The 25,620-nt window shown below is 73.9% G+C and carries 22 protein-coding genes and 1 riboswitch; of the genes, 12 read left to right on the plus strand and 10 right to left on the minus strand.

Features of this window, described 5'->3' with window-relative positions:
• Positions 1-24: 24 nt before the first annotated feature.
• Together GA0070562_RS22165 and GA0070562_RS22170 are read left to right on the plus strand one after the other, a co-directional pair.
• Complete coding sequence (locus GA0070562_RS22165; RefSeq protein WP_091425487.1) at positions 25-951, plus strand: GNAT family N-acetyltransferase; 927 nt, start codon at positions 25-27, stop codon at positions 949-951.
• 70 nt (positions 952-1,021) lie between these two features.
• Entirely contained in the window at positions 1,022-1,264 is a 243-nt protein-coding gene (locus GA0070562_RS22170) for a hypothetical protein (protein ID WP_091425489.1), read from the plus strand.
• Positions 1,265-1,335: 71 nt separating this feature from the next.
• Here GA0070562_RS22170 and groL read toward each other — a convergent pair whose 3' ends face one another.
• The 3 genes from groL to GA0070562_RS22185 all read right to left on the minus strand — a co-directional run bounded on the left by groL (position 1,336) and on the right by GA0070562_RS22185 (position 4,840).
• Entirely contained in the window at positions 1,336-2,958 is a 1,623-nt protein-coding gene (gene groL / locus GA0070562_RS22175; RefSeq protein ID WP_013288853.1) for a chaperonin GroEL, read from the minus strand.
• A 274-nt stretch (positions 2,959-3,232) separates the two neighbouring features.
• The gene (locus GA0070562_RS22180) at positions 3,233-4,345 is read right to left on the minus strand and encodes a hypothetical protein (RefSeq protein ID WP_254663855.1); all 1,113 of its coding nucleotides are present in this window, start codon (positions 4,343-4,345) and stop codon (positions 3,233-3,235) included.
• A gap of 291 nt (positions 4,346-4,636) precedes the next feature.
• On the minus strand, positions 4,637-4,840 hold the full coding sequence (locus GA0070562_RS22185) for a cold-shock protein (RefSeq protein ID WP_013288855.1): 204 nt from the start codon (positions 4,838-4,840) through the stop codon (positions 4,637-4,639).
• A 218-nt stretch (positions 4,841-5,058) separates the two neighbouring features.
• Between GA0070562_RS22185 and GA0070562_RS22190 the strand changes: the two genes are divergently transcribed.
• On the plus strand, positions 5,059-5,574 hold the full coding sequence (locus tag GA0070562_RS22190; protein ID WP_091425493.1) for a GNAT family N-acetyltransferase: 516 nt from the start codon (positions 5,059-5,061) through the stop codon (positions 5,572-5,574).
• Between the two features lie 59 nt (positions 5,575-5,633).
• Here the strand turns inward: GA0070562_RS22190 and paaN are convergent, their stop codons facing one another.
• The 4 genes from paaN to GA0070562_RS22210 form a co-directional block, all read right to left on the minus strand.
• Positions 5,634-7,307 (minus strand): phenylacetic acid degradation protein PaaN, encoded by a 1,674-nt coding sequence (gene paaN / locus GA0070562_RS22195; protein WP_175438828.1) that lies wholly within the window; start codon positions 7,305-7,307, stop codon positions 5,634-5,636.
• Positions 7,308-7,359: 52 nt separating this feature from the next.
• Entirely contained in the window at positions 7,360-8,379 is a 1,020-nt protein-coding gene (locus GA0070562_RS22200; RefSeq protein WP_091425496.1) for a GNAT family N-acetyltransferase, read from the minus strand.
• A gap of 346 nt (positions 8,380-8,725) precedes the next feature.
• Complete coding sequence (thrC, locus tag GA0070562_RS22205; RefSeq protein WP_091425498.1) at positions 8,726-10,015, minus strand: threonine synthase; 1,290 nt, start codon at positions 10,013-10,015, stop codon at positions 8,726-8,728.
• A 12-nt stretch (positions 10,016-10,027) separates the two neighbouring features.
• Positions 10,028-10,160: riboswitch (SAM riboswitch) on the minus strand.
• A gap of 72 nt (positions 10,161-10,232) precedes the next feature.
• Complete coding sequence (locus GA0070562_RS22210) at positions 10,233-11,207, minus strand: DMT family transporter (RefSeq protein WP_091425501.1); 975 nt, start codon at positions 11,205-11,207, stop codon at positions 10,233-10,235.
• Positions 11,208-11,296: 89 nt separating this feature from the next.
• Between GA0070562_RS22210 and GA0070562_RS22215 the strand changes: the two genes are divergently transcribed.
• Together GA0070562_RS22215 and GA0070562_RS22220 are read left to right on the plus strand one after the other, a co-directional pair.
• Positions 11,297-11,605 (plus strand): ArsR/SmtB family transcription factor, encoded by a 309-nt coding sequence (locus GA0070562_RS22215; RefSeq protein ID WP_091425503.1) that lies wholly within the window; start codon positions 11,297-11,299, stop codon positions 11,603-11,605.
• A 7-nt stretch (positions 11,606-11,612) separates the two neighbouring features.
• Entirely contained in the window at positions 11,613-12,290 is a 678-nt protein-coding gene (locus GA0070562_RS22220; protein ID WP_254663856.1) for a DUF4232 domain-containing protein, read from the plus strand.
• Between the two features lie 55 nt (positions 12,291-12,345).
• On the opposite strand, the gene GA0070562_RS22225 is transcribed toward GA0070562_RS22220, so the two are convergent.
• The 3 genes from GA0070562_RS22225 to GA0070562_RS22235 form a co-directional block, all read right to left on the minus strand.
• Positions 12,346-12,792, minus strand: coding sequence for a DoxX family protein (locus GA0070562_RS22225; protein WP_091425507.1), 447 nt, complete (start codon positions 12,790-12,792; stop codon positions 12,346-12,348).
• Between the two features lie 150 nt (positions 12,793-12,942).
• Positions 12,943-13,860: an ABC transporter permease subunit gene (locus tag GA0070562_RS22230; RefSeq protein ID WP_091425509.1), complete on the minus strand. Its 918-nt coding sequence runs from the start codon at positions 13,858-13,860 to the stop codon at positions 12,943-12,945.
• Positions 13,860-16,724, minus strand: a complete 2,865-nt coding sequence (locus tag GA0070562_RS22235) for an alpha/beta fold hydrolase (RefSeq protein WP_091426016.1) — start codon at positions 16,722-16,724, stop codon at positions 13,860-13,862. Before GA0070562_RS22235 ends, GA0070562_RS22230 begins: the two co-directional genes overlap by 1 nt.
• 374 nt (positions 16,725-17,098) lie before the next feature.
• Between GA0070562_RS22235 and GA0070562_RS22240 the strand changes: the two genes are divergently transcribed.
• Genes GA0070562_RS22240 through GA0070562_RS22270 form a run of 7 tightly spaced genes read left to right on the plus strand, consistent with a single transcriptional unit; the run spans position 17,099 to position 25,583 of the window.
• Positions 17,099-18,277: a hypothetical protein gene (locus GA0070562_RS22240; RefSeq protein WP_091425511.1), complete on the plus strand. Its 1,179-nt coding sequence runs from the start codon at positions 17,099-17,101 to the stop codon at positions 18,275-18,277.
• Positions 18,264-21,119, plus strand: a complete 2,856-nt coding sequence (locus GA0070562_RS22245; protein WP_091425513.1) for a nitrate- and nitrite sensing domain-containing protein — start codon at positions 18,264-18,266, stop codon at positions 21,117-21,119. Before GA0070562_RS22240 ends, GA0070562_RS22245 begins: the two co-directional genes overlap by 14 nt.
• Positions 21,116-21,580 (plus strand): roadblock/LC7 domain-containing protein, encoded by a 465-nt coding sequence (locus GA0070562_RS22250; RefSeq protein WP_013288866.1) that lies wholly within the window; start codon positions 21,116-21,118, stop codon positions 21,578-21,580. Before GA0070562_RS22245 ends, GA0070562_RS22250 begins: the two co-directional genes overlap by 4 nt.
• Positions 21,577-22,026, plus strand: a complete 450-nt coding sequence (locus tag GA0070562_RS22255; protein WP_091425515.1) for a DUF742 domain-containing protein — start codon at positions 21,577-21,579, stop codon at positions 22,024-22,026. Before GA0070562_RS22250 ends, GA0070562_RS22255 begins: the two co-directional genes overlap by 4 nt.
• Positions 22,004-22,765, plus strand: a complete 762-nt coding sequence (locus GA0070562_RS22260; protein ID WP_175438829.1) for a GTP-binding protein — start codon at positions 22,004-22,006, stop codon at positions 22,763-22,765. Before GA0070562_RS22255 ends, GA0070562_RS22260 begins: the two co-directional genes overlap by 23 nt.
• A 45-nt stretch (positions 22,766-22,810) precedes the next feature.
• A complete protein-coding gene (locus tag GA0070562_RS22265; protein ID WP_091426019.1) occupies positions 22,811-23,305 on the plus strand; it encodes a hypothetical protein in 495 nt (164 codons plus the stop codon).
• A 37-nt stretch (positions 23,306-23,342) separates the two neighbouring features.
• The gene (locus GA0070562_RS22270) at positions 23,343-25,583 is read left to right on the plus strand and encodes an AAA family ATPase (RefSeq protein WP_091425517.1); all 2,241 of its coding nucleotides are present in this window, start codon (positions 23,343-23,345) and stop codon (positions 25,581-25,583) included.
• The last annotated feature ends 37 nt before the right edge of the window (positions 25,584-25,620 follow it).

Raw genomic sequence — 25,620 nt, forward strand, 5'->3', positions numbered from 1 at the left:
GCCGATGTTCTAGGGTCGGCGTCCATGGACGTGGAGATCATCGAGCTGGGCCGGGACCGGCTGCCCGAGGTGGTCGAACTGTGCCGGCTGTCGCTCGACCTGCCGGAGGACGCGGCCGAGGCGTCAGCGGTGGTGGTCACCGTGTCGGAGCGGGCCGAGGCCGGCCGTCCGGTGCTGCGCCTCGGCGCGGTACGCGACGGCGCGCTGGTGGGCGTACTCGTCGGGTCGCTGTCGGCGGCCGATCCGCGCCTGGGCCACGTCGACCTGGTCGCGGTGGCGCCGAAGGACCGCCGCCAGGGCGTGGGCGGGACGCTGCTGGCCGAGGCGGAGAGCCGGCTCGGCGCGCTCGGAGCGGCCGAGGTGCTGCTCGCCGGCAACCCGCCGCACTACGCCTGGCCGGGCATCGACGTGCGCTACACGCCGGCGATCTGCGCCGCGCAGCGGCTCGGTTACCGGCAGGACCGTACCGCCTGGAACATGACCGCCGAGCTGGCCGAGGGGTCGGCGGCGCTGCGCTCCACCGAGGCCGCCGAGCAGCGGCTGGCCGGACGGGGCGTGAGGGTACGCCGTGCCGGCTCCGACGACCTGCCGGCGCTCGCCGCGTTCGCCCGGTCCACGTTCGGTGGCGCCTGGGACGGTGAGCTGGCCGGTTCGGTGGGACGGCCGGACGCGGGTGTGCACCTCGCCGAACGGGACGGCGAGATCCTCGGGTTCGCGGCGTACGGGTCGGCGCGGCCGAGCTGGTTCGGGCCGATGGGCACCGCACCGGCGGCGGAGGGCTCCGGGATCGGTGGCGTGCTGTTGCGCCGCTGCCTGCGCGACCAGGCGGCCGCCGGGATCACCGCGGCGCAGATCGGCTGGGTGGGGCCGGTGCCGTTCTACTCGAACGCGGCCGGGGCCCGGATCGAGCGGGTGTTCTTCCTCTACCGAAAAGCCATCAAAGGGGCATAGACGTCAATAGCGCCATTCGGCCTCCTTTGCCATCGACCGGGCTCTACGGTCGGAGCAGAGGAGGCGGTGCATGACCACGAATGACGAACGGGCCGAGGATCCGGCGGCGGCCCGACGCCCGGCCGACGAGCTTCCCGGCCAGCTCCCGTTCGACCGGCTCGACGTCGGCGACGCCGAGCAACTCGCCGAGCTGACCGGCGCCGCCGGGCCACCGGTGGAGGAGCCACGGCAGCCGGTGGACGAGCCGAGGCGGCCGCCACCGCCGTACGACAGGGCGCACAAGCGGCGCAACCAGCGCCCACTGCCCACCTGAGCCGGGCACGCGGAAAGGGGGCGGACCGCTGACGCGGCCCGCCCCCTTCGGCGTACTGGGTGAAGCTGGACTCAGAAGTCCATCTCCCCGCCACCCGGACCGGCCGGGGCAGCCGGGGTCTTCTCCGGCTTGTCCGCCACGACGGCCTCGGTGGTGAGGAACAGCGCGGCGATCGAGGCGGCGTTCTGCAGCGCGGAACGGGTCACCTTGGCCGGGTCGATGATGCCCGCGGCCAGCAGGTCCACGTACTCGCCGGTCGCGGCGTTGAGGCCGTGACCCGGGTCGAGGTTGCGGACCCGCTCGACGACGACGCCACCCTCCATGCCGGCGTTGACGGCGATCTGCCGCAGCGGGGCGTCCAGCGCGATCTTGACGATCTGCGCGCCGGTCGCCTCGTCACCGGCCAGGTCCAGCTTGTCGAAGGCGGTCTTGCCGGCCTGCACCAGCGCGACGCCACCACCCGGGACGATGCCCTCCTCGACGGCGGCCTTCGCGTTGCGGACGGCGTCCTCGATGCGGTGCTTGCGCTCCTTCAGCTCGACCTCGGTGGCCGCGCCGACCTTGATCACCGCAACACCGCCGGCCAGCTTGGCCAGACGCTCCTGCAGCTTCTCCCGGTCGTAGTCGGAGTCGCTCTTGTCGATCTCGGCCCGGATCTGGTTCACCCGGCCCTGGATCTGCTCGGCGTCGCCGGCACCGTCGACGATGGTGGTCTCGTCCTTGGTCACCACGACCTTGCGGGCGCGGCCCAGCATCTCGAGGCCGGTCGCGTCCAGCTTGAGGCCGACCTCCTCGCTGATGACCTGGCCACCGGTGAGGATGGCGATGTCGGTCAGCATGGCCTTGCGGCGGTCACCGAAGCCCGGCGCCTTGACGGCGACCGACTTGAAGGTGCCACGGACCTTGTTGACCACCAGGGTGGCGAGGGCCTCGCCCTCCAGGTCCTCGGCGATGATCAGCAGCGGCTTGCCCGACTGCATGACCTTCTCCAGGATCGGGAGCAGGTCCTTCACCGACGAGATCTTGCTGTTGACGATCAGGATGTACGGGTCGTCGAAGACGGCCTCCATACGCTCCGGGTCGGTCATGAAGTAGGCGGAGATGTAGCCCTTGTCGAAGCGCATGCCCTCGGTGAGCTCGAGCTCCAGGCCGAAGGTGTTGCTCTCCTCGACGGTGATGACACCTTCCTTGCCCACCTTGTCCATCGCCTCGGCGATGATCTCGCCGACGCTGGGGTCGGCGGCGGAGATGGAGGCGGTGGAGGCGATCTGCTCCTTGGTCTCCACGTCCTTGGCGAGCTTGAGCAGCTCCTCCGAGACGCTGGCCACGGCCGCCTCGATGCCCCGCTTCAGGGCCATCGGGTTGGCGCCGGCGGCCACGTTGCGCAGACCCTCACGAACCAGGGCCTGGGCCAGGACGGTCGCCGTCGTCGTGCCGTCACCGGCGACGTCGTCGGTCTTCTTCGCGACCTCCTTGACCAGCTCGGCGCCGATCTTCTCGTACGGGTCCTCGAGCTCGATCTCCTTGGCGATGCTCACACCATCGTTGGTGATGGTGGGGGCACCCCACTTCTTCTCGAGCACGACGTTGCGGCCCTTGGGGCCGAGGGTCACCTTCACGGCGTCGGCGAGCTGGTTCATGCCCCGCTCGAGGCCGCGGCGCGCCTCTTCGTCGAACGCGATCATCTTGGCCATACGGCGTTGTCCTCCTGGACACTCACGGGCCACCCGGATGCCCGGATGGGCCGTCTGGTGTACGCACCTTGGGGACGTCGCCACCTGGCGACGACGACGTCTCCTCGGTCGGGCCGGACAGCCCGCGACGACCGGCCTCGTACCGCTCCGGCGCCCCTTCGGACACCGGCGCGGCCGTGGCCCTACCGCCCCGACCTTCTGGCACTCACCGTACGCGAGTGCCAATGACTTGTTTAGCACTCTCCCTAGCCGAGTGCAAGCACGACAGCCCCGCTCAGCCGAGTTCCGCCGCGAGCCGGGCCGCGTTCACCGGGCCTTCCTGAGCCCGCTGCTCGGCGTACGTGACGACCAGTCCGACCTGCTGCGCCAGGTACGCCGGGGCAGCCAGCAGGGCGCCGAACACGGCGAACGCCACGGCGCCGATCGCGGTGCCGACGGCCGTCATCGGCTCGACGCCGAACAGCGCCCCGCTGATCCCGCCCACGACCGCGTCCAGCACCGTCGCCGCGAGGAGGACCGCCATCACCAGGGCGACCCGGCCCAGCACCATGCCGAACCGGCTGTGGAACATCCGCCAGGCCCGCCCGATCGGCTCCCGCCGCTCGAACAGGTAGACCGGACCGAACAGGGCCAGCGCGAACGCGGCGTAGAGGCCGGGCAGCAGACAGAAGCAACTGCCGACCACGACCAGCAGCGAGACCAGGAGCGTCCAGCCCCACAGGCCGAGGGCACGGCGCATCCCGTACCGGAAGGCGGCGCCGAGTCCGGTCGGCTCACCGGCGGCCTGGCGGGCGACCACCCAGGTGCCGGCGGCCCAGCCCGCCGCCTGGAGCAGGCCGAAGGCCAGCCCGGCGGCCAGGAGCACGCCGTAGAAGGCGAACAGCTGCCCCCAGAAGCCGGCCGGCAGCCCCGGCGCGCTGTCCGGGGCGGTCGCCAGTTCACCCTCGGGGCTGAAGACGAGTGTGAGGACGCCGATCACCGCCGCCGGGAGCACCTGGGTGAGGAGCACGATCGGTAGCAGTTGCCGCCAGCCGCGCCGCAGCGCGGCGCTGCAGCGGGCGAACCAGGGACCGATGCCCCCGTGCGGCGGGTTGACGAGCGGATCCTGCGGGTCGATGCCGGGATACCAGCCGGCGTACGCCCCGGGACCGGCCGGGACCGGGTACGCCGCGCCGGGCATCGGGTACGCCGCGCCGGGCATCGGATAGCTCGGGTACGCGGGGCCGCCCCAGCCCGGCGGCGGCGTACCCGCCGGCGCGGTCCAGCCCTGCGGCGGGGTGCCCGGCGCGTTCCAGCCGGGCGGGGCGCCCCAGGCGGGTTGACCGGCCGGGTTCGGGGCGCCGGGCTGCGGGCTGTCGTACACCGGTTGGTCAGGGACGATCGGCACGGGGCCGGTATGACCGGCCCACGGGTCGGCGCCGGACGCGCCGGAGGCGGGCGTGGCCCCTCCGGTGGTCCCCGACGGTCCCGGTGCCCGCTCGGCAGCAGGAGGCGGGGGCGCGGTCGGGTCGTCCGGAGGGCCGGACGCCGCCGGCTCGGTGGAACCCGACGGGGGCAGATCGGACATGGGCCCTCCTCAGCGACTACGGCTGGAACGGCTCATGATCTTCCATGGTGGTCGGCCGCACCGCAGCCCCCGGTCCGGGGGGCCGGTCGCGGGAGCACCGCCCGCCGCGGGTCAGGCGATGACGCGGACCCGCTCGGCCTGCGGACCCTTCTGCCCCTGCGCGATCTCGAACTCGACCCGCTGGCCGTCGTCGAGCGCCTTGTAGCCGTCCATCTCGATCGCGGAGAAGTGGACGAAGACGTCCTGCCCGCCGTCGACGGCGATGAAGCCGTAGCCCTTTTCGGCGTTGAACCACTTCACGGTGCCCTGTGCCACGGTGCACTTCCTCACTCTGCGCGGCGTTCCAACACCCGGAAACCGGCGGACCGGCACCGGTGGCCCACCGATTCAGCGATCGGTGATGCTGAATTCAGTGACCGAAATCGCACGCTACACGAGGCGTGACGACGGCGCACGACCACAAATCGGGCATATTCCGGGGCGTACCCGGGCCTGTCGCACACCCGCTGCGGGCCGTCCGGTATGCATGCGGCATGACCAGCGCGACCACCACGACCACCGTCCGCCGGGTCCGGCCGACCGACGCCGCCCGGATGCGGGCGCTCCGGCTGGAGATGCTGGCCGACTCCCCGCTGGCCTTCCTGGAGACGGTGGCCGAGGCCGCCGCCCGACCGCACGCGGAGTTCGCGGCCCGGGTCGCGGCCGTCTCCCGGGGCGACCACACCGCGCAGTTCGTGGCCGACCCGGGCGGCCGCCTGGTCGGCCACGCCGGCGGCACCGCCGCGCCGGACGAGCCGGGCCTGACGCTCGTCTACGCGGTCTACGTGACGCCGGCCCGGCGGGGCAGCGGCCTGCTGGCGGCGCTCGTCGACGAGGTGGCGGCCTGGTCGCGCGCCTGCGGACGGCCCGACCTGATGATGGAGGTGGTGGCCGGCAACGACCGCGCCTACCGGGCCTATCAGAAGCTGGGCTTCGTGGACACCGGGGTACGGGTGCGGCACCCCCGGATCGCCGGCCTGTACGAACTCCAGATGCGCCGCCCGGCCTGAAGCCGCATCCGGGTGCGCCGGTCGTCACCGCGACGACAGGCGCACCCGGAACCGGTGACTCAGACGTGCCGGCGGCTCTGCACGATGCGGAACCGGTTGGCGACGTACGCGCCGTCGGTCAGCGCCGAGTTGGCCGCCGCGTTCGCGCCCGAGCCGTGGAAGTCGGAGAACGCCGCCGACTGGTTGACGAACACCCCGCCGGTCAGGTTGCAGGACAGGTGCACCCCGGCGTCGATCGCCGCCGCCTCGGCCGCGTCCAGCACCGCCTCGTCGGTGGAGTAGACGCCCGCGGTCAGCGCGCCCTTCTCCCCCACCGTCTCGCGCAGGATGCGCAGGCTGTGCTCGGTGGAGTCGGTGGCGATGGCGAACGAGATCGGCCCGAACCACTCCCGCGAGTAGGTCGCGGTGTCGGACGCGTCCAGCTTCACCACCGTCGGCGTACGCACCACCGCGCCGGGGAAGGACGGGTGCTCGACGGTGCGCGACTCCAGCACCGGCTCGCCGACCTTGGTGACCTCGTCCAGCCGCTCCAGCACCCCGTCGTTGACGATCGCGCCGGTCAGCTCGACGCCCCGGGCCGGGTCGGCGGTCAGCTTGGCGACCGCGCCGGCGATCCCGGCCGCCACCTCGTCGAAGCTCTTGTGCCCCTGGTCGGTGGAGATGCCGTCGCGCGGGATCAGCAGGTTCTGCGAGGTGGTGCACATCTGGCCGCTGTACAGCGTCAGCGTGAAGCCCAGGTTGCGGCAGAGCCCGGCGAAGTCGTCGGTGGAGTCGATCACCACCGTGTTCAGGCCGGCCTTCTCGGTGTAGACGGCGGCCTGCCGGGCGTTCGCCTCCAGCCAGTCGCCGTACTCGGTGGAGCCGGTGAAGTCGACGATCTTCACGGCCGGGTGCAGGGCCAGCGTGGTGGCGAGCTTCTCGCCGTCCGTCTCGGGGGCGAGCTGCACCAGGTTCGGGTTGAACCCGGCCTCGGCGAGCACCTGGCGGGCGTACCTGACGGTGATCGCCAGCGGCAGGACCGCGCGCGGGTGCGGCTTCACCACCACCGGGTTGCCGGTGGCCAGCGAGGCGAACAGGCCGGGGTACGAGTTCCAGGTCGGGAACGTGTTGCAGCCGATGACCAGCGCGACCCCGCGCGGCACCACGTGGAACGTCTTGGTCATGCGCAGCGGGTCGCCCTTGCCGGCGGCCTTCTCCCAGCCGGCGGTCCCCGGGTGGCGGGTCATCTCCGCGTACGCGTAGGCGACCGACTCCAGGGCCCGGTCCAGCGCGTGCGCGCCACCGGCCTGGAACGCCATCACGAACGCCTGGCCGCTGGTGAACTGCACCGCGTTGGCCAGCTCGAACACGTTGCGGTGCAGCCGGTCCAGGATCTCCAGGCAGACACCCGCCCGGGCCTGCGGGCCGGCGTCGCGCCAGGCGGGCAGCGCGGCGCTCGCGGCGGACACCAGCTGGTCGGCGCTCGCGTGCGGGTAGCGCACGTCCAGCGCCACCCCGAACGGGCTGACCTCGGTGGCCACGGTGGTGCCGTCACCGGCCTGGTCGAGCGGGAAGTCCCCGCCCAGGTACGCCTCGAAGGCGGCCTTCCCGTCGGCGGCGGCGGTCTCGCCGTACACCCGGGGGCTGGGCGACTCGGGGTAGGCCGACCAGTACCCGCGCTCCGCGATGGCGGTCAGCGCCCGGTCGAGGGTCTCGCGGTGCCTGTCGTACAGGGGGTGCGGGGTCTCCGTCATGCCCGCCATCATGCAACAGAAAGGCACCAGATCAGTAGGGGCGTGTCACAACTCAGATCGTCAACTGCCAGTCGACGGAACCGGCGGCGGGGCGGAAGCCGAGCTGGTCGTTGATCGCGATCATGTGGCGGTTCGCTACCGCGTTCCAGGTGTCGACGGCCCGCAACGCCGGTTCGTGCGCCAGCGCGTACTCCAGGTTCCCGGCCTTGCAGAGCAGGCCGAGCCGGTGGCCGCGGTGGCCGGGGTCGACGATGGTGATCTCCTGCCAGGCGTGGCCGGTGCTGCCCGCGTCCAGGCCGAGCTGGGTCCAGCCGACCAGCCGGCCGGACGCCTCGTGCACCACCCCGGTGTTGTAGCGGCGTACGCCCCGGGCGTCCAGCGCCCGCTCCGCGTCCCGCACCCGCGCCGCGTCCACCTGCTCCGGCTCCCAGTCCAGCTCACCCATGGGCGCGTCGAGCAGCAGCCGGCCCTGGAGGTGGGCGACGTCCGCGACGTACTCCTCGGGGGTGTGGTCGCGCCACCGCACCGGCCGGTAACCGGTCGCCGCGGCGCGGGCCCCGGCCAGCAGCGCGGACAGCCGGTCGCGGTCGAGTCCGGCCACGTCGAGGCGGCGGCGGACGTCGGCCAGCGCCGGCTTGGCGCCCGTGGCGGCGGCGAACGCGGCGCCGGGGAACACCCGGTCCTCCTCGCCGGGCAGCGCGGCGACCGTCGCGCCGACAAGGCGTTTGCCGCCGTGCTCCCGCAGCAACCGGACGCCGTGGTCGTGCAGCGCGCGCCCGATGCCACGCCGCCGGTACGCCGGATCCACTGTCAGTTCGACGCTGGCGTTCTCGGTGTTGTCGATCGTGTGCAGGTAGAGGCGGAGCCAGCCGACCGGCGTCCCGTCGAGGCGGGCCACCAGCCAGCGCGTGTCGATGCCGGGCATCGGGTGCCGCAGCGGCGCCTCGAACCGCCACCGGCAGGGCGGGGGCAGGTCGGGCTCGTCGGCGGTCTGCGCGGCACAGGCGATCCGGTGGACCGCGTCGAGCGTCTGCCGGTCGGTGGGATCCAGCGGCGTCACGGTCGGCGTCATGTCACCGAGGGTGCGCCGGACACAGCGAAGGGGCCAGCGGTTTTCCGCCGGCCCCTTCGGACGTTGGTCGGGAGGGACGTCCGCACAACGCCTCCGGCGTTGGGTCGCAAGAACTTGAAAAGTCTCCGGCGGATGCCCTCCCGCACGAAGCATCTTGCGCCGTCCGGTTCCTGCCGTCAAGTCCTTGAGGGCGGTTTTCTGGCACTCACCGCACATCACCGGTTACCCACCGGTCTCACCCGATCCCCCACCCGGGCGAGCCCACCTCCCCCACCCGGCCACCCGCCCGCCCGCTGCGGTGATCTAGGAATTCGTGTCCCGAAACGCCGCACAGGCGGCGGGGCGGTCAGGCCAGGAGGCCGGCGTCGCGGGCGGCGCGGAGGCTCGGCTTGATGCGGTGGGTGGGGCCGACCTGGGCGGCCACCGCGTCGAGGGTCTTCAGTCCCTCGCCGGTGTTGAACACCACCGTCTCGGCAGCCGGGTCGAGGCGGCCCGACTCCACCAGCTTGCGCAGCACCGCGACCGTCACGCCGCCCGCCGTCTCGGCGAACACCCCGGTGGTACGGGCGAGCAGCCGGATACCCGCACGGATCTCGTCGTCGTCGGCGTAGTCCATCCAGCCACCGGTACGGCGCACCGCCTCCAGCGCGTACAGCCCGGCGGCCGGGTCGCCGATGTTCAGCGACTTGGCGATGCCGGCCGGCTTGACCGGCACGATCGTGTCGGTGTCGCCGTGCAGCGCGGTGGCGATCGGGTTGCAGCCGGCCGACTGGGCGCCGAACACCTTCCAGCCGCCGGCCGGCGCCTCGACCAGCCCGATCTCGACCAGCTCGGCGAACGCCTTGTCGATCTTGGTGAGCAGCTCGCCGCTGGCCATCGGGATGACCACCTGGGCCGGGATCCGCCAGCCGAGCTGCTCGGCCACCTCGTAGCCGAGCGTCTTGGAGCCCTCCGCGTAGTAGGGCCGCACGTTCACGTTGACGAACGCGGTGTCCTCGAACTCGTCGGTCTCCACCAGCTCGCCGCAGAGCCGGTTCACGTCGTCGTACGAGCCGTCGATGGCGACCAGGTCGCCGCCGTAGACCGCTGTGGTGACGACCTTGCCCTGCTCCAGGTCGCCGGGGATGAAGACGATCGACGGCACGCCGGCCCGGGCCGCGTGCGCGGCGACGGAGTTGGCGAGGTTGCCGGTGGAGGCGCAGGCGTAGCGGGTGAAGCCGAGCGCCCCGGCCGCGGTGAGCGCCACCGAGACGACCCGGTCCTTGAACGAGTGGGTGGGGTTCGCGCTGTCGTCCTTGACCCAGAGCGGCGCGGTGAGCCCCAGCTCGGCCGCGAGGTGCGGGGCGGCGACGAGCGGCGTCAGCCCCGGGTCGAGCGTGACCCGGGTGGCCGGGTCCTGACCGGCCGGCAGCAGCGCCGCGTACCGCCAGATGTTGGCCGGACCGGCCTCGATCTGCTCGCGGGTGACGGCGGCCAGTGCGGCGGTGTCGTAGTCGACCTCCAGCGGCCCGAAACACTCGTAACAGGCGTGCTGCGCGGCGAGCGGGTACCGCGCCGAACAGGCACGGCAGACCAGGGCGCGGGCCGGGCTGAAGGTGGTGTCGATACCGGTGGCGACGGGAAGCGTCGACGTCATGTCGAGGATTTCCTCTCATCTTTCCCCGCATCGCCGGGTGCGGCGGGGACGGAATTGGCACCTGCCCGCCGTCGCTCGTCGTCGAGCGTGCGGGTGGTTGCCGGGGCGTCGTCGGGCCGTATCCCTCAGCCCCTCTGGATGAGGTATTCAGTTGTGCCGCCGAGTCTAAGCGCTGCTCACGGCCGCGCCACCTCGGGATCCCACGCTGTGGGCCGGCTCAGCGCCCGACCACCGCGACCGGGTCCACCACCGCGGGCCGGTCCACCACCGCGAGCGGCTCCGGCGCCGCCGTGGCCCGCGCTGCCGAGCGGGTACGGGTGACGAGGTTCGCGGCCACCAGGGCGGCGATGGTCAGTCCGGCGCCCACCAGCTCCACCGCGACCGGCCGGTAACCGCGCAGGATCTGCACCGCGAACGTGGCCACCGGCACCAGGTTCATGAACAGCGCGGCGTCGGCCGGGCCGAGCCGCCGCACGCCGGTGTTCCAGGCCAGGACCGCGAGGACGGCGGCGACAAGCACCGCGTACGCGAGCTGGGGAGCGATCGCGACGAGGTCGGCGGCGGCCGGCGCGTGCTGGAGCCCGGTGAGGTCGGCGACGGCGCTGGCGGCGATCATGGCGAGCATGCCCGCGACGGCGGTCAGCGTGGTGTAGCGCAGCGCGGACCACTCCGGGAACCGGCTCGCGCCGTGGGTGTAGAACGCCCAGCCGAGCACGGCGCCGATCATGAGCAGCCCGCCCCAGCCGAACTGGCCCAGTCCGTCGAGCCGGCCGCGAGTGATCACCAGACCGACGCCGACCAGGGCGACGAGCGAGATGCCGAGCAGCGCCGGGCGCGGGCGGACGCCGTCGCGCGCCCAGCGGACGAACTGGGTGACCAGCGGCACGGTGGCCGCGAACAGCGCGATCTGCTGCGGCGCGGCGTGGCCGAGGGCGAGATTCATCAGCGTGTTGAACCCGGCGAAGCCGAGCGCGCCGAGGAGCACCACCTCGACGCCGCGCCGCTGGGTGGCCAGGGCGGTGACCCCCTCGCGGGCCAGCAGCAGGGCGAGCAGCACGGCGGTGGCGAGCACGTAGCGGGCGGTGGTCAGGTTGAGCGCGTCCACGCGGGTGAGCGCGCTGGCGAGCACCGGGAACATGACGCCCCAGCTGACCGCGGCGAAGATCGGGAGGGTGGCGTGACGGGAACGCATCGCAGCTCCTAAGTTCGAATACCGTCGAACCAACGGCACGACTCTAGGAGCTTGTTCGACGGTTGTCGAACATGGGTTATCGTAGTCACATGGAGCTGCACGAACCCGAGCTGCGCGAGGTGCCGGTCACGGCCGTGCTGGCGGCGCTGGCCGACGACGTCCGGCTCCAGATCGTGCGGGCGCTCGCGCCGGGCGGGGAACACGCCTGCGGCTCGTTCGAGTTCGGCGTCTCCAAGGCCACCCGCAGCCACCACCTCAAGGTGCTGCGCGAGGCCGGCCTGACCCGCACCCGGGTCGCCGGCACCACCCGCTACGTGCGGTTGCGCCGCGAGGAACTGGACCGCCTCTACCCGGGCCTGCTCGATGCGGTCCTCGCCGAGCGCGGCGGAGTGGCATGATCGCCGGATGCGGAGACCGGCGCGCCTGATCGGCGCCCTCACCGGCGTGACGCTGATGGCCGCCTGCGCCCCGACGCAGGGGCCCGCGGACGGGAGGCTGCCCGACCCGCCGCCCACGGGCATCGACCCGCTGACCACGGTTCCGCCGCGGCCGGGTGCTCCCACGGCCGACCACACGCCCACCGCCACCTGCTCCCCGGAGGGCATCGCGATCACCGAGAGCGGGGTGAGCGCCGCGATGGGCCTGCGGGCGATGGGCCTGGAACTGGTCAACTGCGGCGACCAGCCGTACGAGCTGCGCGGCTATCCGGCGGTCACGCTCCGGGACGCCGACGGCGACCCGATCAAGGTGCGGATCATCCCGGGCGTCAAGCCGATCACCTCCGGCTTCGACCACCCGCCCACCCGGATCGTGCTGGCCCCCGGCGAGCGGGCCGGCGCGGCGCTGATCTGGCGGAACCTGGTCACCGACCCGACCGTGGTGGCGACCGACGGCAGGGAACTCGACGTCGCGCCGGTGGCCGGCCGGCGGCCGTACCCGGTCGCCTTGGACGGGCCGATCGACCTCGGCAACACCGGCCGGCTGGGCGTCAGCGCGTGGGAGCGCCGCAAGCCCGGCCCGGCCGACGCGCCCACGCCGGCCGACACGCCGCCGCCCACGACTCCGCCGGTCAATCCGCTGTAGAACCAGAGCCCGGCACGGGAGCGCCCCGACCGGGATCTGATTCGGCGGCGAACGCTCAGACCGGGACCGTGGCCGGCGCGGCGGCGGGCTCGGTCGCGGTGGACCGGCGGCGGGCCAGCAGCGCGTCGAGCGCCCAGTTTCCCGGGCCGAGCACCGCGACCAGCAGGAACGACCAGCAGAAGAGCGCGGCCAGCTCGCCGCCGTTCTGCATCGGCATCAGGTGGTCCGGCTGGTGCACCACGAAGTACGCGTACGCCATCGAGCCGGAGGCGAGCAGGGCGGCCGGCCGGGTGAACAGACCGAGGAGCACCAGCGCGCCGCACACGAGCTGGATCAGCGCCGCCCACCAGCCGGGCCAGGTGGCGAACGGCACCGCCCCGCCGGTGGCCGGATTGCCGCCGAAGACGCCGAAGATCGAGGCGGCGCCGTGGCAGAGGAAGAGCACGCCGGTGACGATGCGGAACAGGGACAGCACGGGGGCTTTCAGCTGCGCTGGGATCATGGGAAACCTCCTGGTACGGGTGCCGGACGCCGTCCAGGATGGCGGGACTATTGATTGATGTTAATCGATTTCTTTGCAGGCGGGACAATCTTGTGGGAACGCTCCCATGATATGGGCCGGATCACTCCGTGGCGACCCCGTCCGGTCACCTCAGCTCGTGACGTCCTTGCGGGTGAAGCGCCAGAAGGCCAGACCCCAGAACAGCGTGGCGTAGACGACCGCCGAGAACGCGCCCTTGACCACGTCGTCGGTCTGCATCGGTGTCGACAGCAACCCCAGCCAGGCGCTGCTGTAGTGGGTCGGCAGCAGGTTCCGCAGCCCGCCCAGCGCGGTGATCTGGTCCAGGATGCTGGACAGGATCCAGAGCAGCACCGCCCCGCCGACCGCTCCGAGCGCGGCATCGGTGGTCACCGACAGCAGGAACGCCAGTCCGGCCACCACCAGCAGCACGACCGCGAGATAGCCGAGCACGCCGAGCAGCCGCAGCAACCCGTCGGCCGGGGCCAGCTCGGCCGAGACCTGACTGCTCAGCGGCTTCCAGCCGTACCGGAGCGTGCCGGCGAGCAGCGCGGTGCCGGCCAGCAACAGCAGGGCCAGCCCGGAGTACGCGAGCGCGACGATCAGCTTCACCGCGAGCAGCCGGGCCCGGGGCACCGGCACGGCGAGCAGGTAGCGCAGGCTGCCCCAGCTCGCCTCGCTGGCCACCGTGTCGCCGCAGAACAGCGCCACCACCACGACGAGCAGGAACGACGCGGACACCAGGATCGAGAACAGGGTGAAGTTGAGGCCGCCCGAGGTGGCCAGGTCGGCCAGGCTGGAGAACTCGCCCCGCCCGCCGCCGTCGTCGTCCCCGGCGTCGAACTGGAACGCCACCAGGATGATCAGCGGCAGCAGCACCATGAACCCCAGTGCGAGCTGGGTACGCCGGCGCGACGCCTGCCGCCGGAACTCCGCGGCGAACGGGAGCGTGGCCGAGGGCCGGTAACCGGCCGCCGCCCCGCCCGCGCCGGGCCCAGCCGTACCGGACGTGCCGCCGCCAGGCGACGATGCCACAGACGAACCCGCCATCACCGGTCCCCGCTTCCCCGAGAGTTCTCGCCGACCAGGGCGAGGAACGCGTCCTCCAGGCGGCGCCGGGGCACCACCCGGTCCACCCCGATGCCGGCGCGGACCAGTTCGGCCACCACCTCGCTTCGGGCGGTGCCGTTGGTGTCGACCACCAGCCCGCCGTCGACGTCGGGCAGCACCCGTACGCCGCCGAGCCGGTCGAGCACCGCACGCGCCGCGTCCGGGTCGCTCACCTCGAACAGCACGCTCGGCGACTCGCCCACGATCTCCTCCACCGGGCCGGACGCCACGATCCGGCCCTTGTTCACCACCACCGCGTGCGTGCAGGTCTGCTCCACCTCGGCCAGCAGATGGCTGGAGACCAGCACCGCCCGGCCGTCGGTGGCGTAGCGCTGGAGCACGCGGCGCATCTCGGCGATCTGCGGCGGGTCCAGCCCGTCCGTCGGCTCGTCCAGCACCAGCAGCTCGGGCAGGCCGAGCATGGCCTGGGCGATGGCCAGCCGCTGCCGCATGCCGTGGCTGTACTTCTTCGTCCGCCGGTGCACCGAGTCGCCCAGGCCGGCGATCTCCAGCGCCTCGTCGAAGTGCGCGTCCTCCCACGGCCGGCCGGTCGCCCGCCAGTACGCCTTGAGGTTGTCCAGGCCGGACAGGTGCGGCAGGAAGCCCGGACCCTCGACCAGCGCGCCGATCCGGGACAGCACCGGCGAGCCGGGCACCAGCCGGTGACCGAAGACGTAGATCTCCCCGGCGGTGGGCTGGGTCAGCCCCATCAGCACCCGCAACGTGGTGGTCTTGCCCGCGCCGTTGGGCCCGAGCAGGCCGACCACCTGGCCGGGGTGCACCTCGAAGTCCACGTCGGAGACCGCGACGAAACCGTCCGCGTACTCCTTGCGCAGGTTGCGCACGGCGAGCGGGACGCCCGCGTACTCCGGGTGCACGGAGTCGTCCTGGCGGCGGTGCCGGCGACGGGTGAGCAGCACGACCACGACGAGCCCGGCCACGATCGCGGCGAGCAGGCCGGCCAGCGCCCAGCGCCAGATCGTGGCGGTGGTGGGGATCGGCGTGGCGTCGACGGTGGGCAGCGTCAGCGGCCCGTCCGCGAGCGCCACCGTGTGCACGGCCGGTTCGGCAGGCGAGGCGTACGCCTGGTCCGACGTCGCCACCACGAGCCGCAGCCGGTGCCCGGCCTCGACCCGCCGGACGATCCCCGGCAGCGTCACGGTGACCGGCGTGGCCGCGTCGACGGTGGCCGGCAGGCCGGTCAGGCGCACCGGCGCGACCAGGCCGGAGGGCAGCGTGGCCGCGCCCTGCGGGTCGACGTCGTAGAGCTTCACGAACAGCACCGCCTCGCCGGTCGGTGAGGCGGCCCTGATCCGCACGGTGGGCGCTCCCACCACGTCTACCGGCTCGTCCAGCGGCGCCGACTCGAAGCGGGCGTGCTGGCCGGGGATGTCACCGGCGACGCCGTCCAGCAGCGAGCCGAGCGCGCCCGCGAACGGCACCGAGGAGATGGCCGCCGGGTTGCCGTTCGGCGGTACGGCGACCGGCTGGGGCGGGCCGGCGAGCGTCACCTCGCGGCGGCCCTCGCCGGTCAGGCCCGGATAGTCGGCGGTACGGAAGCCGGTCGCGACCAGGCCCCGGTCGAGCGCGTCGAACCCGGCGATCCGGGAGAACGTGAACGTGTCGCCGGGCGCCGCCCCGTCGCCCTTGACGTAGTGGTCGAGCCACTGCGCGGTCAGGAACTTCACCCGGTCGGAGTCGGAGGTGGGTCCGGAGCCGCCGTCGTGGCCGCCGGTGAACCAGGCGACCCGTACCGGCGTGCCGGCCGCCGCGATACCGCGGGCGTTGGCGTCCGCCTCGGCCAGCGGGAAGAGCGTGTCCGCCTCGCCCTGCACCAGCAGCGTCGGCGACTTGATCCGGTCCAGCACGCCGGCCGGCGACGACCGGCGCAGCAGCTCGACCGCCGCCGCGTCCGCCCGGCCGGTGGTGGCGATGCGCAGGTACGCGGCGCAGACGTCGGCCGCGAAGCGCCCGCAGGACGGGTCGGCGGCGCCGGCCGGCGCGCGACCGGAACCGGTGCCCGGCCCGGCGCCCGGCTGCGGGCTCGGCGGGCCGGCGGACTCCGGTGCGCCCTCGGGTGCGGCGGCGGTGGCCCCGGAGAGCCCGGCCGGGCCGGATCCGGCGTTCCCGCCGCCGCCGAAGAAGATGCCCGCCCAGCCCTTCTTGAACACGCCGTCGGTGGGCTGCCGGCCGCTGTTCTCCGGCAGGAAGGCCCGGGACAGGTCGTTCCAGGTGATCATCGGGACGATCGCGTCGATCCGCTGGTCCTGCGCGGCCAGCAGCAGGGCCAGGCCGCCGCCGTACGAGCCGCCGACCACACCGACCCGGGGGTCGCCGGCCGCGTCGAGGCGGATGTCCGGCCGCTGCGCGAGCCGGTCGAGCAGCCGCTGCGCGTCCCGCACCTCGTAGTCGGGGTTGTCCAGGTGGATCTGACCGCCGCTGCGCCCGAACCCGCGGGCGGTCCAGGTGAGCACCGCGTACCCGCGGGCGACCAGGTCCTCGGCGTCGGAGCGGACCGAGTCCTTGGTCCCGCCGAAGCCGTGCGCCAGCAGCACCGCCGGCACCCGGTTGGACGAGGAGGCGTCCTCGGGCAGGTAGAGCGTGGTGTCCAGGTCGACCGGCTCGTCGCCGGAGGGCCCGGAGCGCACCGTCACCAACGCCGGCTCGGTCCGGAAGTCCGCGCCCTGCGGCCGGGCCACCCAGACCAGCGCCGCGGCCACGAGGACGACCACCGCCACTGCGGCGACGGTGCGGCGCGGACGGCCGGCCAGGGCGCGCCGGAGCCGCGCGGCGGTTGATCTCATGCGCCACACGGTACGGGCCGACGGCTGAGCATTCGCTGAGATCCGCCGTACGTCTGTCCGGTTGCGCCGATCGTCGCGTAGCGTCCGTCATCCGCCAAAGGTCCAGAGCGTCCCAGCGGGACGTATTCGGATCATGTGAATTCACATCTACGGGCGCAAACCATCGTCGATGTCACTTCTCGGCAACACGATCACACGCTACGTACCATTCGCCCTGACACAGGGTCACCCAAAGTAAACTGACGTGAAGCCGACTCATCCGCCGAGGTCCCACCCGCGTCCGGTTCGGCTACTTTTCCGGTCCGGTGCACGGGACTGCGTACGGCGACCTCCCGGGGCACCGATCGCCCCGCCGTCGCCGGAGGAGACACACCATGACAGTCCCCGCGTCGCGGGTCCGTCGGCGGCCCGCCGTACCGGGCCGTACGCTCGCCCTGGTGCTGGTGCTGGCGTTGCTGGCCCCGCTCGGGCTGATCTTCGTCCAGGCCGAACGCGACTTCGCCGACGACCACGACCTGGCGAGCCGGGAACGGCTCGGCGTCCGCTACCTGCGCGCCCTCGGGCCGATCACCGACGCGCTGGTGGAGGCTCAGGCCATCGCCGTCGCCGAAGGGGCCGTCTCCCGGGCCTCGCTCGCCGCCGCCATCGAGCGCGTCGCGGAGGTGGACAACGCCGTCGGCGACGAGCTGCGCACGCACGAACGCTGGGCCGGTCTGCGGGCCAAGCTGGAGTCGCTGCCGGACCGCGGGATCGGTGACCCCGAGGCCGCGTACCGGGCCTACGGCGAGGCGTCCGACCTGCTCCTGGCCCTCTACCGCAAGGTTCGGGAGAGTTCCGGACTGATCCGCGACCCCCGCTCCGACTCGTTCTTCCTCCAGGACGGCATCGGCGGGGACCTGCCCACCGCGACGGTGCTGGCCGGCCGCCTCGTCGACCTGGCCCGGCTGTCCGCCAAGCGCCCCGCCGCCGAGCGCGCGCGGGTGGGCGCGGAGCTGGCCGAGCTGCGCGTGTCCGCGCTCGGTCCCGCCACCGACCTGGTCGCCGACCTGCGGTCGGCGGTCGACAGCTCGGAGAGCACCGACCTGGGCGCCAACGTGCTCACCCCGCTGGACACGTACCAGCGCTCACTGGAGACGTTCGCCGTCTACTCGGCCCCCGGCGCCGGCCGGGCCGCGCCGGGCACCGACCAGCTCACCCGCGCCGGGATCAGCGCGCAGAACGCCGCCAAGCAGCTCCGCACGGTCATCCTCGACCAGCTCGACGCGCTGCTGCGGGAACGGCTCGACGCCCTAGAGCGGGACCGGCTGCTGGGGCGGATCGCCGCCGGTGCGGCGTTGGCGCTGATCGCCGGGATCGTCGCGCTGCACGTCGCAGCGCTGCGCCGGGACCGGTCCCGGGCCACCCCGGCGCGCCGGGAACCGGCCGAGGCCGCGTCGCCGCCCACTGTCCACCCGGAACCACCGCTCACCGCGCCCGGGGCCGACCGCCAGCCGGTCGCGGTGGGGCACGGTGGCGACGCCGACCGGTGGAGGCCGTTCGATGCTGCTCGGTAGGTTACGCATCCGGGGCAAGCTCGCCCTGCTGGTGATCATTCCGCTGCTCAGCATGGTCGGGCTCGCCGTACCGGTCGTCATCGACCGGGTGACCGCCGCCCGGCAGGCCGCCGACACCGCCGAGACCGTCCGCGTCGCCAGCCGGGTCGGCAGCCTGGTCCAGGACCTCCAGCAGGAACGCCTGCTCTCGGTCGGGCTGCTGCTCGGGCGGGTGAGCCGTACCGAGCTGATCCAGAAATCGGCCACCGTCGACGACCGGGTCGCCGACCTGCGCGCCGAGCCGCTGCCCGCGGCCGTCCGCGAGAGCCTCGACGGGGTACGCCGGCTGGAGGACGTCCGCAACGCCACGCTCGGCGGCCGGGCCACGCCGCAGCAGATCCTGACCGTTTTCGGCGAGGTCGACACCGCCTTGATCGACGCGCTGCGGCTGCCCTTCCGGGTGGACACCGACACCGCGGCCGGACGACAGGTGCTCGCCCTGGACTCGCTGCTGCGCGTCGACGAGGCACTGAGCTCGTGCACCACGCAGATCGTGCTGGTGAAGGCGACAGGCGACCCGCAGGTGGCCCGGTCCTTCGTGGCCTGCATGGCGGGGCTCAACGTCGACAACCGGCGGTTCCGCAAGCTGATCACGCCCGAGCAGCTGAAGGTGGCCGAGCTGGACGACGCGGCGGTGGCCGCCCGGACCAGCCCGACGTTCCTGGTGGACAGCCTCCGGGATCCGGACAAGGCGATCGCGCCGGTGCCGCTGGACGTGCTGTTCCCGTCGGCCCGGTCGATGATCACGCTGGGCCAGTTCGTGGAGAAGAAGGTCGTCGCGGACGTCATCGCGGAGACCCGCGCCCGGGAACGGGAGGCCCTGACGGCAGCCTGGCTGGTCAGCCTGACGGCGGCGGCGATCCTGCTCGTCGTGGTGCTGCTGAGCATGACTGTGGCGCGTACGGTGGCCCGGCCGCTGAGCCGGCTCACCCGCTCCGCCGAGCGGGTCGCCCGGGTCACCGAGGCCGAGCTGACCCGGGTCGCCGACGACGAGTCCGAGACCGTCCCCCCGGTACGCCTCGACCCGGTGGAGATCAGCGCCCGGGACGAGATCGGCGACCTGGCCCGCGCGTTCGACCGGGTGCAGCACACCGCCGCCCGGCTGGTCGAACGGCAGGTCGCCGGGCGGCGCAACGTGGCGCAGATGTTCGGCCACGTCGGCCGGCGTACGCAGAACCTCGTCGGCCGCCAGATCGCGCTCATCGACCGGCTGGAACGGCAGGAGACCGACGCGGGCCGCCTGGAGCACCTCTACCGGCTGGACCACATCTCCAGCCGGTTGCGCCGCAACGCGGGCAGCCTGGTGGTGCTCTCCGGCGCCACCGGCTCGGACGGCCACGTGGCGCCGGTCCCGCTGGCCGACGTGGTCCGGCTCGCGCTCGGCGAGATCGAGGACTACACCCGCGTCGACGTGGAGGTCCCGCCCGGTGTGGCGGCGTCCCCCGCCATCGCCGGCGACCTCGTGCTGACGCTCGCCGAGCTGATGGAGAACGCCACCTCGTTCTCGCCGCCGCACACCCGTGTGGTGGTGACCGGTGAGCTGACCGACGGCGGGGCACGACTGGTCGTGGTCGACCACGGCATCGGCCTGACCGAGGACCGGATGGTCGAGGAGAACGCCCGGTTCACCCGGCGGGAACGCCTCGACCTCGCCCCGACCGAGGTGCTCGGCCTGTTCGTGGTCGGCCGGCTGGCCCGGCGGCACGGCTGGAGCGTCCGGCTGAGCCACACCCCCGGCGGCGGCGTCACCGCCGCCCTGGAGATCCCGGGCGCCTCGCTCGTGATCCGCCGTCCCGAGCCGGTCGGCGTCAGCGCCGGCCGGGCCGCGGTGCCCGGCGCCCGCGAGCCGGAGCCACCGGCCGTCGAGGCGCCGGCCGGCTTCGACGCCGAGTTGCTGACCCGGGCCACACGCAGCATGTCCAGCGGCGACCCGTGGAACGCCTTCGGCAGCCAGGCCGACACCGCGGAGGCGGACGAGGACGCCGGTCCGGCCACCGGCGGTCCGCCGCCGGTCTGGCCGCCGTCGGCCGTACCGCCGGCCCTCCGGCCGTCCGGACCGGCGGCGCGTCCCGGGCACGTCTCCCCGCCGACACCGGTCGTCGGCCCGGCCCAGGCCGCTCCCCCGGCCGCCGGTCCGGCGGCCGGCCCGACCCTGACGCCGCCGGCCACCCGCCCGGCGCCGCCGCCCGCCGGTCCCGGGCTCGCCCCGCAGCACGGTCCCGGGCTCGCGCCACAGCACGGTCCCGGGCTCGCGCCACAGCACCGCCCGGCGATCGCGCCACAGCACGGTCCGGGGCTCGTGCCGCCGCCCGGTACCGCCCGCCCGACGGCTCCGGCCGCGCCACCCACGGCCGTGCCGGCGCCGACCGGACCGAACCCGGTCGGGCCGCCCGCCGGCCGGCCCGGTACCCGGTCGCCGATCCGGCAGCGGGTGCCCGGCGCCAACCTGCCGGCCGCCCCGCCGGTGGCCGGACCGGCCGGTCCGGCCACCGGCGGGCCGCTGATCGGCGTACCGGCGGACCCGTCGAGCGTCCGGGCCCTGGTCGAGGCGTTCCAGGACGGGGTACGGCGGGCCGAGGACGACGTCGACCACGCGCCTCCGGCTGCGGAACGGCCCCGGCTCAGCCGCCGGGTGCCCGGCGCGAACCTGTCCGTCTCCCCGGCGCAGTCCGTGCCCACCAGCTCCGACCCCGGCGACCCCGTCGAGGTCCGCAACCGGATCAGCGAGTTCGAGGCGGGCGTCGCCCGTGCTCTGCGCGAAGTCAGTACCGACCGCCGCTACGAAGAGGACCCATCACGGTGACCAGCCCCTTCCTCCACGAGAACGTCGAACAGAGCACCACCGGCGACCTCAGTCCCGAGGCACGCACCTTCAACTGGCTGCTCGACTCCTTCACCTCCAGCACCGCCGGGGTGATGGAGGCGATCGCGGTCTCCTCGGACGGGCTGCTGATGGCCATGTCCGCGATCAAGGACCGGTCCAACGCGGAACGACTCGCGGCCGTGGTCTCCGGCATGACCAGCCTCGCCGGGGGCGCGGCGAGCTGGTACGCGCTCGGCGCGCTCAACCGGGTGATCGTCGACATGGCCGAGGGTTACCTGCTGATCAGCGCGATCAGCAGCGGCTCGGTGCTCGGCGTCGTCGCCGACCGCACGGCCAACCTGGGCACCGTGGCGTACGAGATGACGCTGTTCGCCGGCCGCGCCGGCGGCGCCCTGAGTCCGCGCCTGATCGCCGAGCTGAAGAACGCCGTACAGCAATGATCCCAGGGGCCGCCGGCGCGGACCCGGAGCCGGAACCCGGCGTCCGGATCCGCCCCTTCCTGCACGCGTCCGCTCCGGTTCCGGAGCCGGACGCGGGCGACGGGGAGCCGACCGGCCCACGCCCCTTCGTGCTGACCTCCGGACGGGTGGACGGCGACCCGGCGATCGGCCTGGAGACCCAGGTCACCGCTAATCCGGGCAGCACATCGTGGGCGGTGACCGCCCGGTTGGCCCCGGAGCTGGCGGCGATCGTCGCGATCTGCGCCGAGCCCGTCTCGGTGGCCGAGATCTCCGCCCGGACCCGGATGCACTTCGGGGTGACCCGGGTGCTGGTCGGCGACCTCCGGGCCGCCGGCCATCTCGACGTGCACGTCGCGGACGTCGACGACGCCCTCGATCCCGACATCATCCTGCGAGTGATTGATGGACTTCGTGCGATCTCCTGAATGGCCGGCGGCCGCCACGGGCGGGCCGTCCGCCAACAGCGCCCCGAGCCGCTACGGCGGCCCGGCGCCGCTGATCGGCCGGGCCACGCCGCCCCCGCCCACGCCGCCGCTGCCGTACCTGCCGCCGGGTGTGCCGCCGTCCGAGCCGGCCCCGATCGTCAGCCGGGTGCCGGCGCCCCGGCCGCCGATCCCGGTCAAGATCCTCATCGCCGGCGGGTTCGGGGTCGGCAAGACCACCACTGTCGGTGCGATCTCCGAGATCGCTCCGCTGACCACCGAGGCGGAGATGACCACCGCCGGCATCGGCATCGACGACCCGGGCGGGGTCGCCGGCAAGACCACCACCACCGTCGCCATGGACTTCGGCTGCGTGACCATCGACCGCAGCCTGAAGCTCTACCTCTTCGGTACGCCCGGACAGGCGCGCTTCGGGTTCATGTGGGACGACCTGGCCCGGGGTGCGCTCGGCGCGCTGGTGGTGGTGGACAGCGCCCGGCTCGACGACTGCTACCCGGCGATCGACTTCTTCGAGCGGTCCGGGCTGCCGTTCGCGGTGGGCGTCAACGCCTTCGACGGCCGGCTGGCCCTGGACCTGCCGTCGATCCGCTGGGCGCTGGCGATCGGTGAGCACGTGCCGCTGGTGCAGTTCGACGCCCGGGACCGCCTCTCGGTACGGGACGCCCTGCTCGTCGTCCTGGACCGCGCGCTGGACCGGGCCACCCGATCCCGGGCAGGCTGAACCGGCAGTCGTTTCGATCCGTTGTCTGGCGAAGGGGTGGACGCCATGAGAGGTGATCTGGACGAGACACTGGCCCGGATGGCACGGCGCGAGGAGGCGCTGCGCCGCCGGGCGCCGATGCCCGGTGAGCCGGCCGGGGCGACCGAGCGGGACGTACCCGTGGAGGCGGCGGACGAGGCGGGCGACGGGCGGGCGGGGCACGGCGCGTACCGGCTGCGCGGTGGCGAGGCGCCGGTGCGGCGTGACCCGGTCGAGGAGGTCGCCGAGGCGGTCCGCCGGGTGGTGGCGGAGCACCCCGGGCTCGCCGTGACGCTGCGCGTGGAGCTGGGCGAGCAGGCGTACCCGCTGCGGGTCTCCTGGTCCGGCGCGGCGGTGACGGTGGGCCCGGCGACGCCGCCCGCGCCGCCGCCGGCGTGGCCCATGTCGGTGAAGACGGTGCCCGCGCCCGGCCACGACCCGCTGGAGTCCGACCCGGCGGCCCGGCTGGCCGAGATGATCCGGCGCGACCCCTCGCTGCTGGACGACCCGGGTCCGCGCTGACCCGGCACCCGATGATCGGGGCGGCTACTGTCGGCGGGTGGCCGAACCCGACCTGACCCTGACCGCGACGCTGCGGCCGGCCGCGCTCGACGCCCGCCGCGGCGTGGTGCGCCTGCATCCCGAGGTGCTCACCGCGTTGGCGCTGCGCCCCGGCGACCCGGTACGCCTGACCGGCCGCCGGGTCACCGCCGGCATCGCGGCCGCCGCCGAGCCGAGCACCAGCGGCGCCCTGCTGCACGCCGACGACCTGCTGCTGGGCAACCTCGGCCTGCGGGCCGGCGGCCAGGTCACGGTGAGCCCGCTGCCCGCGACCCCGGCACGCCGGCTCACCCTGTCCGGCCCGGCGGCGGTGGTCGCCGCGGTCCCGCCGGAGATGCTGCGGCTCGCACTGCTGGGCAAGGTGGTCACCGGCGGCGACGACGTCTCGCTGCTCCCGCAGGACGTGCTGCCGGACGCCGCGGTGCGCGGCCTGATCGAGGCCGCGCGGCGCAGTCTGGCCAGTTCCGTCGGGTACGCCTGGACGAGCACGCTGCTCAGCGTCGTGTCGGCCGAACCGGCGGTCGGCGCGCTCGTCACCATGGACACGGTCGTGGGCTGGGAACACGGCCCCGCCACCCGCGGCTCCGGCCCGGCCCCCTCGGCCTCCACCGCGCGGGTCTCCGCCCCCGCCACCCCGGCCGGGACGGAACCCGACATGGACCTGCTCGGCCCGGAGGACGCGCCCGACGTGGACGAGCTGCCCGGCCTGCGCGCCCAGGCCGAGGAGCTGACCGAACTGCTGGACCTGGGCTTCCACCACCGCGAGGTGCTGGGCCGGCTCGGCACCACCGTCTCGCTCGGTGTGCTGGTGGAGGGTCCGGCCGGCTCGGGCAAGTCCGCGCTGGTGCGTGCCGTCGCCGCCCGGGTCGGCGCGGGCGTCCGGCCGCTGTGGGCACCGGAACTGGCCGCGCTCAGCAACGACGCGGCGGCCCGGCGGCTGCGCGAGGCGGCCTCGGCGGTACGCGCCGGCGGTCCCGCCGTGCTGCTGGTCACCGACGTGGAGTCGATCGCCCCGGCCGACGAGCCGGGCCCGCTGGCCACCGTGTTCCGGCAGGTGGTCGCCGAGACGCTGCGGGCCGGCGCCGCTGTGGTGTGCACCAGCGGACGCCCCGAGGCGGTCGACCCGGCGCTGCGCGGCCCGGACCTGCTCGCGCTGCGGATCACCGTGCCGCTGCCCGACGCGGCGCTGCGCCGGGAGCAGTTGACGGTGCTGACCCGTGAGGTGCCGCTGGCCGGTGACGTCCGGCTGGACGAGGTGGCCGCCCGTACCCCCGGGTTCGTCGCGGCGGACCTGGCGGCGCTGGTACGCGAGGCCGGGGTACGCGCGGCGCTGCGACAGAAGACGGCGGAGACGCCGACGGTGGCGATGGCCGACTTCACCGCCGCGCTGGAGGTGGTCCGGCCGACCACGATGTCCGCGTCCACGCTGGAGCTGGCGTCGGTGACGCTCGACGACGTCGGTGGGCTGCACGAGGTCAAGCAGACGCTCACCGAGTCGGTGCTCTGGCCGCTCACCTATCCGGACACGTTCGCCCGGCTGGGCGTGACACCGCCGCGCGGCGTGCTGCTCTACGGCCCGCCCGGCTGCGGCAAGACCTATCTGGTGACGGCGCTGGCCGGTTCCGGGCGGGCCAACGTGCTCTCGGTGAAGGGCGCGGAGCTGCTCTCGAAGTGGGTGGGTGAGAGCGAGCGCGCGGTGCGGGAGCTGTTCCGCCGCGCCCGCCAGGCCGCGCCCACGCTGGTGTTCCTGGACGAGGTGGACGCGCTGGCCCCGGTACGCGGGCAGGCCACCGACGGTGGTACCACCGACCGGGTGGTGGCGGCGCTGCTGACCGAGCTGGACGGCGTGGAGGCCCTGCGCAACGTGGTGGTGGTCGGCGCGACCAACCGTCCCGAGCTGGTCGACCCGGCGCTGCTGCGTCCCGGCCGGCTGGAACGGCTGGTCTACGTGCCGCCGCCGGACGGCCCGGCTCGTACGGAGATCCTCCGCGCGTCCGCCCGGGACGTCCCGCTCGCGCCGGACGTGGACCTCGACGCGCTCGGCGCCGAGCTGGACGGCTTCTCCGCCGCCGACTGCACTGCGCTGATCCGGGAGGCGGCGCTGGCCGCCATGCGGGAGTCGCTGGAGGCGAGCACCGTGACCGCCGCGCACGTCGAGGCGGCCCGGACCCGCGTCCGTCCCTCCCTGGACCCGGTGCAGCTCGCGCATCTGGAGTCGTACGCCACCGGCCGGTCCTGACCGGTCAGCTCTCGTCGCGGCGGCGGGCGCTCGACCC

It is taken from the genome of Micromonospora tulbaghiae (assembly GCF_900091605.1).
GTDB classification, from domain to species: domain Bacteria; phylum Actinomycetota; class Actinomycetes; order Mycobacteriales; family Micromonosporaceae; genus Micromonospora; species Micromonospora tulbaghiae.